This window comes from Lachnoclostridium sp. An138, from assembly GCF_002160765.1.
GTDB classification, from domain to species: Bacteria; Bacillota; Clostridia; order Lachnospirales; family Lachnospiraceae; genus Laedolimicola; species Laedolimicola faecalis.
Map to the genome: position 1 here is coordinate 1 of NZ_NFLF01000031.1, position 14,633 is coordinate 14,633.

The window sequence follows — 14,633 nt, forward strand, 5'->3', positions numbered from 1 at the left end:
TGACATGATACAGCAAAGATGCAGGATTGAATCAAAAAGTTGAAGTTGGAGCGTTTTACTTCAATAATAGTAGAACGTGGTTTAAAAAGATAGCCGTTGTATTATTAAGCGCTTACATTACAGATAAAGCAGGTTAGAGGCTCTCACAGAAAGCAGGAAGCCGGGGCTGAAAAATCTCAGCCCCGGCTTCCTGCTCTTACTTTTATGATACAATCCGTATTTCTTTTTCAATCATCCAAACAGCGATATAGCCGCAAATACAGAAGCCAGAAGAGAGGCCACCAGAGACACTACCGTAATCTGCGTATTGATGGAAGGTCCCGCCGTATCCTTAAAGGGATCTCCTACCGTATCGCCGGTAACCGCAGCCTTATGGGCCCGGGAACCTTTTCCGCCTTCGTTGCCTGCCTCTATGTATTTCTTTGAGTTATCCCAGAGGCCGCCGGCATTGGACATAAAGAGGGCCAGCAGAAGACCGCTCACAATATTGCCCAGAAGGAATCCGCCAATGGCAAGCGGGCCGCCGATAAAACCTACAATCACAGTTGCGATGATTGCGAGAAGTCCCGCCGGAATCAGCTCATGCAGCGCCCCTTCCGTCGCAATGTTGATACAGGTATCGTAATCCGCTTTCACTCCTTCTTTTCCTTCTTTCAATCCCACGATCTCATGGAACTGACGGCGGATCTCCGCCACCATCTTCTGCGCATTCTTATCTACGCCCAGCATCAGCATGGCCGAGAACACCGCAGGAACAGCCGCTCCCACCAGAATACCGAAAAACACCGTGGGGTCCATGATATCAAAACCTGTAATCAGCTCTTTTCCCATGGATGCCAGAGACACATTGACCTCCGACATATAGGCTCCCAGAAGAGAAATTACAGTAAGTCCTGCCGCACCGATGGAAAATCCCTTCGTCACAGCCTTAACCGTATTGCCGGCGCTGTCCAGCTCATCTGCCACACGGATGGTGTCCTCTCCGAGGCCTCCCATCTCCGCCAGACCTCTGGCATTGTCCACGATAGGACCGTAAGCGTCATTGCTGATGATCATGCCTACGATGGAAAGCATTCCCACCGCCGCCATGGCAATTCCAAACAAAGCATATCCCTCTCCCAGCGGCTCACACAGCTTATACGCGGCCAGCGCGGAAACAGCGATTCCCACCATGGCCGGAAGCGCCGAAATGAATCCATAAGAAACACCTGATAATATGGTAAAGGCCGATCCGGACTGGGACGCATGGGCCACTTTCCGAACTATCGGTTTGCTGTCATCCGTAAAATAATCCGTAGTAATGCCGATAATTACGCCAACCACAAGGCCAACGGCCGAGGCTCCCCAGATTCTCCATTCAAATCCGTCGAGAAACCAGGTGGCAGCTCCCGTCAGTACAATAAAGAGCAGCGTGGTGGAATAAGTAGAAGAATTCAGGGCCTGGGTAGGATTTCCGTTCTTTCCCACACGCGCGCAGGCAATTCCGATGATGGAAGCCAGCAGGCCGATGGCCGCGTAACAGAATACCACCGCGCTGTTCACACCGATACCGCCATCCAGCGCCTGGGCCATCACCAGCGCCGAAGCCATAGCCGCCACGTTCGAATCAAAAAGGTCCGCACCCATACCGGCCACGTCGCCCACATTGTCACCCACATTATCCGCGATAACCGCCGGATTCCGGGGATCGTCCTCGGGAATGCCCAGCTCTACCTTTCCTGTCAGGTCAGCCGCCACATCCGCCGTCTTGGTAAAGATGCCGCCGCCTGCTTTGGCAAACAGAGCCAGCGAACTGGCCCCGAAGGAAAAGCCCAGAAGCACCGAAGCATCTCCTGTAATCATCAGCACCGCCATCACGCCCAGCAGACAAAAACCTACTACGGACAGGCCCATGACCGCTCCGCCGCGAAAACCGATCAGAAACGCCGGCTTCAGGCCCCTCTGCGCGCCTTCCGCAGCTCTGGAATTGGCCTGAGTCGCCACCAGAATTCCGATTTTCCCTGCGATAGCCGACAGAATCGTACCCGCCAGATAGGCAGTCATCATAGAAAGATTATCCACGATATTCCCATCCCAGATGGGACTTGGCAGGAAAACCAGGATCAGTACCGCCGCCACACCCGCGAATCTGGCAAGGATGATGTACTCTTTCCGCATGAAGGTATTCGCCCCTGCATGAATCAAATCCGAAACTTCAATGATTCTCTTATTTGCCGCAGGCTGTCTCTTCACCCAGAAATGCAGATATACCGCATATGCGAACGCTATGACTACGGAAAAGAACGAAATTGTGTAAACGAGCTGCATAAGATCCATATTTCTTCCCCCATTTCTATTAAAGTTGTCTAAAAAAATCGAACTTTGGTTTCAATTATAGATCGTTTTGCCAGGAGAGTCAATTCCGTTTTCCGTAAATCTAAACAAATATTAAAGATATTCTGTTAATTTTTTATTAATTATTTATAGCTAACTCAAATAGCAGCGATGTGCCACGGGACAATACGGATAAATAAAAGACAAACACTGTTTCTCCAGTCTTTACAGACACAAAATCATCTTTAACTGAAATAAGGGTGAAAAGTTCACTATGGAACCTTTCACCCTGTTCTTTCTGCTAAAGATTGCTATTCACAGATTCTTCCGGTTTTTCATTCTGCTCCGGACAAATTCTATACAGTATGTCTAGTCTTTCTTCTATAAATCACAGTTCCTGCCAGAGCCACACAAACCAGCGCCAGAACAAACAGCCATATCTCCAGATTAGACTCATCGCCTGTACGCGGAGCTGCCACAAGCCTTACATTTGAAAAAGCAAGCTCTCCATCCGCTACCCGCACCGTCAGGCTGATACCAGAACCGGCAGGAGCCGTCACCGTATCACCAGAAAGTGTTACTACGGTATCCTCACGAAGCTCAAATCTTCTGGAGGACAGAAGATTTCCATTCGCATCTTTGACAAACAGAGTGTGCCAGCCAAATTCCACATCTGCAAACCGGAAATATCCGTTTTTATCCGTCACCGTGGTGCGCGGCGTAGAGTGAAGCTCTACTGTCATACCAGCCATAGGCGCATTGTTCGCATCTACCAGATATCCGCTTAAGGTCACACCTCTTACAGCATCGGAACTGCCGGAGCTTCCGCTTCCACTGCTTCCGGAACTGCTGGAACCGGAATCTGTGCCAGCGCCATCCAAACGGAAGTTCTGAGCAGTACGTCTCAGCTCTTTGCTCATATCTCCGTCCACACGGAACTCTGCCGCAATTGTATTCGCGCCGCTCTGAAGAGCCTTGTTCTGCAGTGTCTGTGCACTGATAGTGATACGCGTACTTCCTGACTCAGCCGTATAATCAACACCCTTTACCAGCTTCTCTCCATTCAGCCAGAGATCAATAAATTCATTATAAAGACCTTCCGATACGAATAAGGTATCAGCGATCTCTGCCAGATAGAAATCATAGCTTCCAGGAGTTACTTCAATACCGATGGGAGTCTCCAAAGAATATCCGTCTCCCGCGTCAGATGCATTGTAAACATTCGCGTTGGTGTTTTCTTTCACGACCATGGTATAGGTCATTCTGGAGTCATCAAAGGAATAATTTTTGCTGTACATAACCACTGTGAAAGTAAAGCTTCCGGCTTCTCTCGGTACTCCGTACAGTTCTCCATTCTCTCTCATCTCCATACCGGCCGGCAACCGTCCCGCTGTAATGTAATAGCCGATTCTGTTCCAACTATACTTATTGTTATTCTGAATCATAGTGCCATACGGAACGAATTTAACTGCTTCCGGAATCTCCTTCGTTGTAATTATCGGATCTCCAATGGTTCCTGTCAGTGTCAGGACTGCCAGCGTGGTATCGCCAGCCTTGATTGTCAGCGTTCCTGACACGTCGGTTCCAGCCGCCACACCTGCTTTTGCTCTCAATCGTACCTTTGCCAGATTTGATAAAGTATCACTGTGTGTACTGCCTGTATTATCTGGATCTATTTCCTGTCCGGTAAAGCCCGAAAGCCCATTCTTTCCGCTCAGAGTCCAGTAGGAATCCAGATCCAGATTATCTGACACAAGCTCAACCTTTAACGAAGCCAGCGCCTCTGTTCCTACATTCGCCACAAGAATGTCGTGGATATCATCATGGTATCCGTCCAGATATACTTCTCTCTTGGAATATACAACACCATTCTCTGTTTTGGTTTCTGCTTCCGTATCCGCAAAGCTGTTAATATACAGCTTCGCCGCTCCGGCTTCCGGCTTTATGATCTGCAGCCAATAGTTTCTCAGATTTCTTCCGTCCTCAGCAGCAGCCGAATACTGCACAGGTCCATTCGAAAAATCATGAACGCTCTTTCCTGGTATCTCCGGTGAGCTGCTTCCCGCCGCATACAAATTTACTCCATCTGCAGTATAAAACTCCGGCGCAATCCTGGACAGATCTGTTTCCGCATCTACCAGAATAGTCAGATAGTTAAACTCTCCATAAGAGTCTTCTCGGTCATCAACGATGTGACAGCCAATCGGATTCCCTTCCGGATCTTTCAGACCATCAAAGGTTACATAAGCAGAATCGCTGGGGGGATCACAGGGATTCTCACCCGTCACGGTCTGGAAACACATCTGGAAGGCTTTCTGATCCGCTCCGTCTGCTCCTACAAACACTGTAATATAAACTCCCTGACTGTAGTCTGCCGCATATCCCTGAGACTCAAATAAGTCCTGTCTAATCTCTTTCGCTCCAGCCGCCTTTGCTTCCGCGATAGTAGAATATCTTCCCACATAAGCCGCGGTCACCTCAGAATTACTGGTTATTCCCGCAGTCCGATAGTCCATATCCAAGTAATAGGTATCATTGGCCGCAAACTCTTTATACAGAGTCATGGTATAGAAGGTGCATCCATCCTGATCCCTGCGGCTTGTAATATCTGTCACGTATGTGACTTTATCAGCCGTTATTTTCTTTAAGGTGCGCGTGAAGTTGTCGCTTTCCAGATACACATTCAGATTCATTGGCAGGCAACCCATTATCTGATTTGAGGCATCAAAAACGACCATGGTAATTTCCTTCCGGCTCTCATACTGAAACGCATATCCTGCGCCTTTCTCTGTCATATCAGGCTCCCAGATCTGGCTCGTGATTTCCTTTCCGGCCATTGCTTCCTCAGCCGTGGAATACCAGCCCTCATATACCCTGACACTGGAAAAACCAGGAGTTTCAAACACCGCACCATTAAGACTTAATCCTGCATAAACCGTGGTTCCATAAGGTGCCAGCTCATCAGAGCCATAAACATACAGATTTCTGTCCCTATCATTGCTGTAATAATCATTATAAGAATACTGTGATACAGCAATCTCTTTCCGCGTTCCATCTGAATTTTCCACGTAAAGGACCGGGGTCAGCCAATTCCGAGAACTCGTCACACGAACAGTTACTTGATATCTAATATTCGTATCAGTAAGCTGATCTCCGTCTCCCACGATCATATCCCAATATGTATACGTATTACTTGTTCCATAACTCAGGTTCAGCATATCGCCGGACATACTGACTGTATAATCGTCTTTACCATTGTAGGTCCAGACTACCTTCTCCGTATCTTCCAGAGCATTATCCCCTGTGAAGACAGTATCTACAGACACCATGGATAATTCTGCCGGAGTATAGCCTTCCAGATTAACTGTCAGAAACTCCTGTGTCAGCGGAAGCATCGACATCGGAGCGATTCCGCCCGTCTCCTCATCAGTAAACTCTTTCTCCTCTGGGTATACTACAATAATATCGCCGCCTACCTTCAGAGTCATCTGAGTCAGAACAGTTCCATCAGCATATGAAGACACATAGAAGGTATGTCCGCCCACTTCCACACTGTCGTCCGGCGTCATAAACCATTCGTTCGTCACTTCTCCGTCATGCGTGAACTGAACCTCATACGGGAAAAACGCATTATCCTCCAGATTGATGGTATAACTTCCATCATCTTCAAAAGCTACATCACCTGTTCCTGATTCAAATGCTTCTTCATTCACCACGCTCCACACATGGTTTCCGGTGTTGAACTGGACCTCGTCTACCTCCTGCTTCTCCTCTTCGTCAACAGGCTCCTTGTCCTCCAATCCATTGCTGCCGTTTTCTTCAACAGGTGTCTGGGACTCTTCTTTGTCATCTTCGCCTTCGGTTACGTCTCCTTCCCCTCCGGCGGGCGTTCCGGACTCTTCTTTGTCCTCTTCGCCTTCGGTTACGTCTCCTTCCTCTCCGGCGGGCGTTCCGGACTCTTCTTTGTCCTCTTCACCTCCGGTTACGTCTCCTTCCCCTTCGGCGGGCGTTCCGGACTCTTCTTTGCCCTCTTCGCCTTCGGCTACGTCTCCTTCCTCTCCGGCAGGCGTTCCGGACTCTTCTTTGCCCTCTTCGCCTTCGGCTACGTCTCCTTCCTCTCCGGCGAGCGTTCCGGACTCTTCTTTCTGGTCCTCTGTCCCGCTCTCAGGAACATTTTCACTGCCAATCTCGCTGACTGTCTCACTTTCTCCAGCAGGCTCCTCTGCTGCTGCCGAAATAGAAGGTACGATCAGCGCGGCAGTCAGAGCACATGCCAGCACTCTCTTCCACACTCTCACTTTAAACATCCTCCTGCGATAACGTAGTAGTTTTTATTGTCCCTCTCCAAGGACAGTATGAGCAGCTGCAATCAGCTCCTCTGTATCATAAATGCGCGATTGTCTCAGATCCCCTGTAGAATAATCGAAAATCAGCACATTATTGATCACATCGCACAGGTACGGCAGTTCTGCCAGCACCTCGCACTTCTCATTCAGAAGACGGCCATAGCAATATCCGTCCGCCGTGACGAACTGCGCTACGAAATTTTCTCCCACAGAAGTAACATAGGTCAAATAGTCTTCTTCAGAAAGCACGCGCACCAGCTTTCCTGTCTCTTCATCGTATGCTGTTGGCTTTCCGTGCAGCGGAGATTCTATCCGCAGACCATTGACCGAGAATTCCTCATACAACTCCGGATCCGGAGCTGCGTTGTAAACTTCCTCCATCAGAGAACCGTCAACAGCACTGTACAGCCGGGACGTTCCGTCATTATAAATAACTTCCAGATACGAACCCTTCTCATCTCTTCTAAACTGCTGATCGTAGACCTGGGCAGCATCTGGGATCTCCACCTTATTTATCCGAGTTCCTTCCATGTCATAGACAGAAAAGCTCTGCCAGTCAAAAAGCATAACTCTGCTGCCGTCGGCACTGATTCTCGCCTCGTCATGAGATACAGATGGATCGTAGGAAAACACCTCTGCTTCTTGATGATCTTCATATTTCAGGAGGCGCAGCACCGATGTACTCCGGCTGCCTATCACTGCTGTCTGCCCCGCAATGGCTGTAAAGTCTGTTTCATCCTCTTTTTCAAACACTGCGATCTCTTCAGCTTCCGGGCTATAAAAGGAAAAGCCTTCTTTTGTCGCAATCAGAGTATTTTCGCTGCTTCTGGCATAGGAACGTATCGCCTCATTCGTAGTGACAAGAGGTCTCTGTTCTCCCGACACCGGATCGATCTGCACCAGAAGATTTTCTGTCTGTACATAGATTCCTGTCTCATCCGTCTGTACACTGAAACGGCTTGCAGACTGGAAGCCGCCCGTCTGTTCCATCGTCTGTGTATCAATCACTGCGAACACCGATTCCTCCGCGTTCGATGCAGAAAACGCAAAATACTGCTGGTAAAATCCACCCTCAAAGTGCGTATAACCGGAAGTGTCATCCAAAAGGACCATATTCCTTCCACTGCCATTTAAATCGAAAATTTCCAAAGAACCATCTGACATGCTGACAGCCAGCAGAGAGCCATCGTTGTTCAGGGCGAAAAGATTGTCGTTCGGGTTGGCAAATACATCGTTCGCAACTACGGACTGACTTCTTCCGTCTAAGTCTACCTGCTGCAAAAGCTGTCCGCTCTCTGCATCATATATAGACACATAACTTTCATTCCGGTAGATTCCTGCAGCCTTTTTTCCATCTGCAGAAATCCGGATTCCTGTAGCATCCTCCCCTGTCCAGCGCGCGGTCCCTTCTGCAATATCGTACCGGGTAAGCCCTTCTGCTCCCGCATAGAGAATCGTATCCTCACCCAGATAAACGACCTCCGCCAAAGCTGAATCAGCCGCCGGAAGCACTGCCAGCAAATTTAGGGATTCCGTATCATAGACAGCTACGGCAGAAGAATATACGCAGGAAAGAGTCATTCCTCCGGGGGAAAGTGCCAGATACAGTGGTGCTGACGGCAGTTCCAGAGTACCATGTGCCTTATACCCATCAGATAGATCATATACCCCCAGTGCATTTGCAAGAGCATTCCTGCCCTCCGCTATATATCCCGGCTGTGCCGGAGAACTCTTTTCCGGAAAAGTTTCCAGGGCATAGCTGACGGCAGAATCTACATCTCCCTCCTGCAGCGCGTTTTCGGAATATTCCGCAAGTTTTTTCCAGCTCTCCGTAACCTGCATTCTTTTCAGTCCTGTAAAGGAAACGGCCACGCCGGCCGCCAGAACCACAGCCAGAATTCCTGCCGTGATCCCACAACCTCTCTTCAAACGGGTTATCCGGGGATCTCTGTCCCATAGATCTCGGAAGGCTCTCAACATTTCCTCTGCCGTCTGATACCTCCGGTCTGGATTGGGAGCCATGGCCTTCGATATAATTCTGACCAACGGCGGGCTGAATTCCTTCTCAGAGAGGGGAACCACCTGCTTTGCATTCGGAGCCGGACGGTGCCCACTCAGAAGATGGTACAAAGTCGCCCCGAGACTGTAAATATCCGAACGTACATCCGGAACAATGGTTTTATATTTTGAAGTAAAAGACATTCCTCCGGGCACAGTATCTGTACGCGTAGGATCGGGATCTTTCACCTCCGTGCTGTCTTCCTCCGTATTTCCTCCGTCCGTATCCTCCTGACTGTCATTCGAAAAGTCAAGGCCATAATGCTCAGGTGACGCATAGCCGGGACTCCTTCCGACTGCGTTTTTCTCTCCCAGCGCCAACGCGATATTAAAATCGATGAGACAGATATCGCCGTTTGGCCTGCACATGATGTTCGCAGGTTTGATATCGCTGTGAACGTAGCCCTTTGGCGGATCCTGATGCTCCGGATTATGCAAATAGCACAGCGCCTCCAAAAGCTGCATTCCCCATTTGATAACCTGCGGCTGGGAAAATCTTTCTCCTCGTTTCAGAGGCTTGTCCAGGCTTTCTCCTTCTATGTAGTCAATAACTGTATAGACGGTCTTATTTTCCACAAAGAAGTCGTGTACTTGCGGAATATATGTATGCCTGAGATTTTTGAGAATATCCACCTCTCTGCGGAGCAGATCCTCCCGTACTGTAATCTTCCTCTTATCGGCCTTCAGGACAACCAGCTTGTTCAAACGCAGATGATTTGCCAGGTAGACAACCCCTCCGCCGCCAGACCCTATTTTTTTGATGATTTCATAAGTCGATGCAATAATATCTGACATAGTTCCTTACTTTCTCTCACCGTATTCCTTCTCGAGCTGTATCTTCAGTCTTCGTTTTCTGATCAAGAACATGCACAGGCATATGAGCTCACCTATGCATGCCGCTGCCGCGCACAGCATTCCTCCATAAAATAGAAACTCATCCATCGTCAGCCCGGTCATATTCTTCTCCTTTCACTGCCGTTTTCTCTGCTCCTGTTAGCATTCGCAAATCTGTAAAGTTTCTTCCGCTTCTCCCAAAAAAGTGGAGCTTGCCTGTCCTTTTCTCTTCTGTTAAAATATGGACAAAGCTATTCATGGGGGCGCTGCAAATGATAGAATTATCAATCCTTACAGGGAAACTTCTTATCTTTATTATTCTTTTTTCTGCGGTCATCGGCGCGTATTGTACAACGATCGACTACCGAATCCGAAGAGATCTGCCCTTGATTACCAGGGACTGCTTCTGTCCTTCCTGTGGACACCGGCTGGCTGCCATTCATCAAATCCCGATCATAAGCTGGGTCTTTCTTGGGGGACGGTGCCGCTACTGCGAGGCCCCTATTCCCGTCCGCTATCCTTTAATCGAAGCAAGTTTTATCTTCTACTACTGTTCCGCATTTTTGCTTTTTCAAAACCGGCCTCTCACATACATTTTCTCATGGTACCTTTTTTTCAGCATCTTTCTCCTGCTTCGTTCGGAAAAGCACTGGAGAAGTCTTCTGAAAGGCCTGGCGATCCTTTCTGTCTATCATATCGTATTCACTGCCCTGCTCCTGATGATACTCGCCGCCGAGTCGGTCCCCATACGCTGACAGTGTATACAGCAGCCTCTGTTCTCACAACTCGATAATAAGCTATCTGCGCTTTATGATCCCACAGGATATGTTATCCCGTTCTCCCAAACTCTCCACTTCCCTAATCCAGTCCTCACACAGCTTCTGCACCTGAGCATCAGTAGACAGTCCTTGAACTCTTCCGTACATGCTGTTACTGTCCAGCTTTTTGAACAATCCATCCGAACCCAGGATCAAGGTGTCTCCAGGCAAGATGCTCCCATACTGGCGGTTCAGCCACAGCTCTTTATTTCTGCCGATACAGTTAGCAAGCTTTCTTTTTATTTTTCCATACTCTTCTGAAAATACTACCTCGTCCCGGGTAAGCTGATATACTGCGTCACTTACGTAATAAATCCTGCTGTCACCCACGTGATAAATGTAATAGTGATCATCCACTGCCAGAAGGGCAGACATCGTGCAGCCAATCTCCAGACGCTCCCTCTGCCGCCGCTCCCAGACAAGCTCATTCAGCTCCTGGACAGTCGCACAGAAATCCTCCGCCAGCTCCTGTTCCGTTAAATCCTCCAGCTTCCGATCAGCTACACCCTGGTACCAGAGCGTCACTCCTCCCGTCACAATCTCCGAAGCAATCTCGCTGTATTCATAGCTGCCGATTCCATCGCAGACGCATGCCGCCGCAAACTGTCCCTGCGCAATCCAGTCTGTATAGCAGACAATCCGATCCTGGTTTTTCTCCCTGACCGTTCCTCTGTCTGTAGCACACCCCGCAATAAACCCTGATAAATCCCGTCTCCACATTTACATTACCCTGTAAGTCAGCCGCACCTTCCTGGATATAGAGATGATATCTCCCGATTTCAGAGGATACGCCATATTTTTTACCAGCTCTTTCCCGTTAAGCAGGGTTCCGTTTTTGGAATCCAAATCAATGATCTTATATCCATCTTGACGCAGCTCGATGCGGAAATGATTTCTGCTGACAAACGTCAGACTGTGATCAAAATTATAGTCCGCACAGGGATAACCAGATTTATCATAGCGGCCCACCGTTACATAACCCTTTTCCAGGTTCAGCTCAATGTCTCTGGGAGCCGTATATCCTCCTTCATTTTCCAGATAAAGGCGCAGAATCGCCAAATTGTTTTCTTCATAATCTTCCCCTGCCATTTCTGTAGTATCTTCCATTGCCAGACTTTTTTGCCTTTCTACCATATCCTCTGCCGGCGTGTATACAGGCTCAGGCTGAACGGAGCCTCCGTTATTCTGAACTGGCTCAGGCTGAATGGAATCCCCACCGCTCTGGATCAGTTTTCTGGTTTCCTCCTGCTTCTCTTTTTTCTTTCCAAAAAACCCATCAAACAGTCCTTTTTTAGTTTCCTGGCCCTCTATCGTCCCCTTTGTTTTTTCCTTATCCTTTATTTTTTCTTTTTTCTTTTCCTTTTTGTTCTTCTTATCGGCCTTTGTCTCCACTCCCGCGCTGCCGTAAAGATTCTGCAGCAGGCGCTCTTCCACATTTGCCTGTCCAAATTTGTTTCCAGAACCTGACGCTGCCACAGGCTGTTCTGCAGACTTTTCAAACAGATTATCTGCAGGTTTTTCCTGCTCTGAAGACGTATTTTTGTTCAGGATAGGATTTAAAATTTCCGCTATACGGTTTTCAGACTTTCTGTTCTCCGGCTTTACTGACGGGTTTTCCGGTTCTTTTTTCTCCTCACGTACGCCAGATCTGGCTCTCTGCTCCGCGACCGGAGCCGCCGGCCGTACAGGCGGCCGCCCCGCTTCCATCTCATTCTGAAGAAATTCCAAGACTGACAGAAGGCTGGTGTCCTCCTCCTGCAGCAATCTCAAGATCTGTAAGAGAAAATCTTTGTCATCCTGTAATTCCACACGCAGCACAAATTTGATAAAGAAATCTTTAATCTCCTTATCTGTCATCCTGTAGCTGCGCACAGGGAGATACACGTAACGCACGGTCTGATCCTTGGCATTCAGAAAGATATACTGGGGATCTAAAAGGAGACAATGATAATCCAGCAGCCAGTCTCCACAGTTTTTAAAAGGAAGGAGCAGACTGACCATTTGCCGGATAAGCTCCTTTCTGGACATCCTCGGAAGCTGATAGCTCATTCTGACACCGTCAGACAACTCATACCGGAATTCCATATTTCCATCTATGCTCATAGTTTTAAATGGAAGCAGGAAATCCGGGCAGTCCTGCTTTAATACCCGGACGGCGATCTCATCCGGCTGATCGTCCTCTTTTACACAGAAAACCGCATATCCTTTATTAGCAATAATTTCTTCTTTCAGCATTTCACTCTCTCCCTATTGATTCATATAGACGTCATAATACTGCAGCTCCAGGAACCCCAGATACCCCTGCTCATCCCAAAAGCAGGCCAGCTCACCGTAAAACGGAGTCACATCCTCATACACATTTTCAATCACCATGGTATTGTACTGATTGACATATCCCCACTTCCCGGCATACTTTACGGCGCCCAGTTTACTGGAAAAGGATTTTGCATCCTCATACTGGCAATCTATCACCACTTCGCCCTTCTCATTGCAGTATCCCCACCGCCCTTCGCTGTCGGCGACGGCCACCAGTCCGCTTTCAATTCCTTTCGCATCAGCAAACCTTGTGTCAAAGCATGCTTCTCCATTGGGATAGATCAGATAATATCCCTGTTCGTCTGCCACAACTGCGTAGTCCCTGTAGAAAACTTCTCCCTGACTGTTAGCCGCTACATCCGTAAATACATAATCTGTGACCTGCTCCAGATTCTCATCCAGTAAAGCCCACTTTCCGCCCTTTTGCACAAAGCTCATTCCGTTGGAACTTAAAAGGACATTTTCGTAGTCCTCCTGAGACAGCTTTACAAATGTATTCGTATAGATGCCATAGGCGTCGTCCTTCACGGCCGCAATGCGGGTTCCGCATATAGAAGTCACCTGATCCAGCCCGTTTTTGTCTACAGCATTCCAATAGCCGTTCTTATCAATCAGAGTGTATACCCCATCCAGCTTTACGACTGCATAGTTTCCTGAAAATCTCAAAGCTTCCTCATACTTGAAATCCAAAGCCGTACGGCCGTTCTCCAGAATATATCCCCACTTCTCCCCATCGGAAACAGGGATATAATAATCAGAGGAAGGAATCCCTGCGATCTGATAGGTACTTAACGCCGCGGACACCTCGTAGCGCACCTCTTCATCCAGAGCAATCAGTTCTTCATTGTCCGGGAAAGCTGCACGCCCTTGTTCCAGGTACGGTACGGCATTGTAGGAATCTCCAGAGTCCAAATAAAACTGTGCCAGGAGCAGGTATTCCTCCGCAGAAGCCTTCCCTTGTGAGATCCGCTCCCGAAGCAGTTCGTAATACTCGTCCCACATCTCGCCCTCTCTGTAGATATCAGCCAGGCCCAGTTCGATCTGCTCATTATTTTTTGTCTGATAATCATTTAATGCTGTCAGATAGGCGTCCGCCGCCCGCACATACAGCTTATCCTCCAAAAGCTGCTCCGCTGAACGTATGAGTTCTGTCTGCGCCCTCAGTTCCTGATCCACCGCCATGGAAAACAGTGCACACAGCCATCCGGCTGCCAGAAAAAATATCAGAACCACCGTCAGAGATCCTTTTGCTTTTCCTACAATGTTATTCTGCTTTTTCATAATCCTGCCCTACCCAATCAAATATCTGATAATCAGTCCTATATACAAAAACGGAACAAATGGTATCATATCTTTTCTGGTCAGCTTTTTCCTTGACAGCTGAATCACAGAATATACCGCTCCCACGATACAGCCATAGACCACCGCCCCCACCACATACTCTCCTGTAAGATACAGCCCCATCAAAAGAGACAGCTTCACGTCCCCGGCTCCCATCGTCTTCCTGCTGAGGAGATACCCTATCCCAAAGCATAGCCCGCAGAAAATTACGCCAAGTAGAATGGAAGGCAGCATGTCTGTCAGCTCTTCCAGCTCTCTAAGGCCCTGTGCGCCCAGCACAATAACAAAGGTGAAGAGGAAAATCAGCAGAAGCTTATTCGGCACTACCTGCTCCCAAACGTCCGTCATGCAGAAGGTCATCATACCTGCCAGCATAAGGTACAAAAGTGTAAATCGCAGATCGCCAAAACCTTTCATGCCGAGCGCATACCATAGCCGCAGAAGAGCCGCCTCGCTTAATATAAGGACCGCCTTTTCTCTCATCGACGCCAAAGGCCTTCGTCTTTGATTTTCTTCTTTCTCAAAATATGGCCGGTACCATAAAATTAAGGCCGAATACAATACCGGCAGCAAAGCCATACTTGCCGCAATCGAAATATAGGAAATC

General features: G+C 48.4%; 8 protein-coding genes. 1 reads left to right on the plus strand and 7 read right to left on the minus strand.

The window, feature by feature from the left end:
- Positions 1-231: 231 nt before the first annotated feature.
- From B5E82_RS16640 to B5E82_RS16650, 3 genes are all read right to left on the minus strand, one after another.
- Positions 232-2,316 carry a sodium-translocating pyrophosphatase gene (locus B5E82_RS16640; protein ID WP_087308653.1) on the minus strand — a complete coding sequence of 695 codons (2,085 nt, stop codon included), beginning with the start codon at positions 2,314-2,316 and terminating at the stop codon, positions 232-234.
- 353 nt (positions 2,317-2,669) lie between these two features.
- Positions 2,670-6,611 (minus strand): carboxypeptidase regulatory-like domain-containing protein, encoded by a 3,942-nt coding sequence (locus B5E82_RS16645; RefSeq protein WP_087308654.1) that lies wholly within the window; start codon positions 6,609-6,611, stop codon positions 2,670-2,672.
- 33 nt (positions 6,612-6,644) lie between these two features.
- A complete protein-coding gene (locus B5E82_RS16650) occupies positions 6,645-9,512 on the minus strand; it encodes a WD40 repeat domain-containing serine/threonine protein kinase (protein WP_087308655.1) in 2,868 nt (955 codons plus the stop codon).
- A gap of 311 nt (positions 9,513-9,823) precedes the next feature.
- Here B5E82_RS16650 and B5E82_RS19020 point away from each other — a divergent pair, with 311 nt between their 5' ends.
- Positions 9,824-10,306 carry a prepilin peptidase gene (locus tag B5E82_RS19020; RefSeq protein WP_162610809.1) on the plus strand — a complete coding sequence of 161 codons (483 nt, stop codon included), beginning with the start codon at positions 9,824-9,826 and terminating at the stop codon, positions 10,304-10,306.
- A 42-nt stretch (positions 10,307-10,348) separates the two neighbouring features.
- Here B5E82_RS19020 and B5E82_RS16660 read toward each other — a convergent pair whose 3' ends face one another.
- From B5E82_RS16660 to B5E82_RS16675, 4 genes are read right to left on the minus strand one after another with little or no spacing between them, the layout of a single operon-like run.
- Positions 10,349-11,089 carry a PP2C family protein-serine/threonine phosphatase gene (locus B5E82_RS16660; RefSeq protein WP_087308657.1) on the minus strand — a complete coding sequence of 247 codons (741 nt, stop codon included), beginning with the start codon at positions 11,087-11,089 and terminating at the stop codon, positions 10,349-10,351.
- On the minus strand, positions 11,090-12,604 hold the full coding sequence (locus tag B5E82_RS16665; protein WP_087308658.1) for a DUF6382 domain-containing protein: 1,515 nt from the start codon (positions 12,602-12,604) through the stop codon (positions 11,090-11,092). It abuts the gene before it with no gap.
- A gap of 12 nt (positions 12,605-12,616) precedes the next feature.
- Positions 12,617-13,966, minus strand: a complete 1,350-nt coding sequence (locus B5E82_RS16670) for a WG repeat-containing protein (RefSeq protein WP_087308659.1) — start codon at positions 13,964-13,966, stop codon at positions 12,617-12,619.
- Positions 13,967-13,975: 9 nt separating this feature from the next.
- Positions 13,976-14,509 (minus strand): prepilin peptidase, encoded by a 534-nt coding sequence (locus tag B5E82_RS16675; protein WP_162610810.1) that lies wholly within the window; start codon positions 14,507-14,509, stop codon positions 13,976-13,978.
- Positions 14,510-14,633 lie beyond the last annotated feature (124 nt).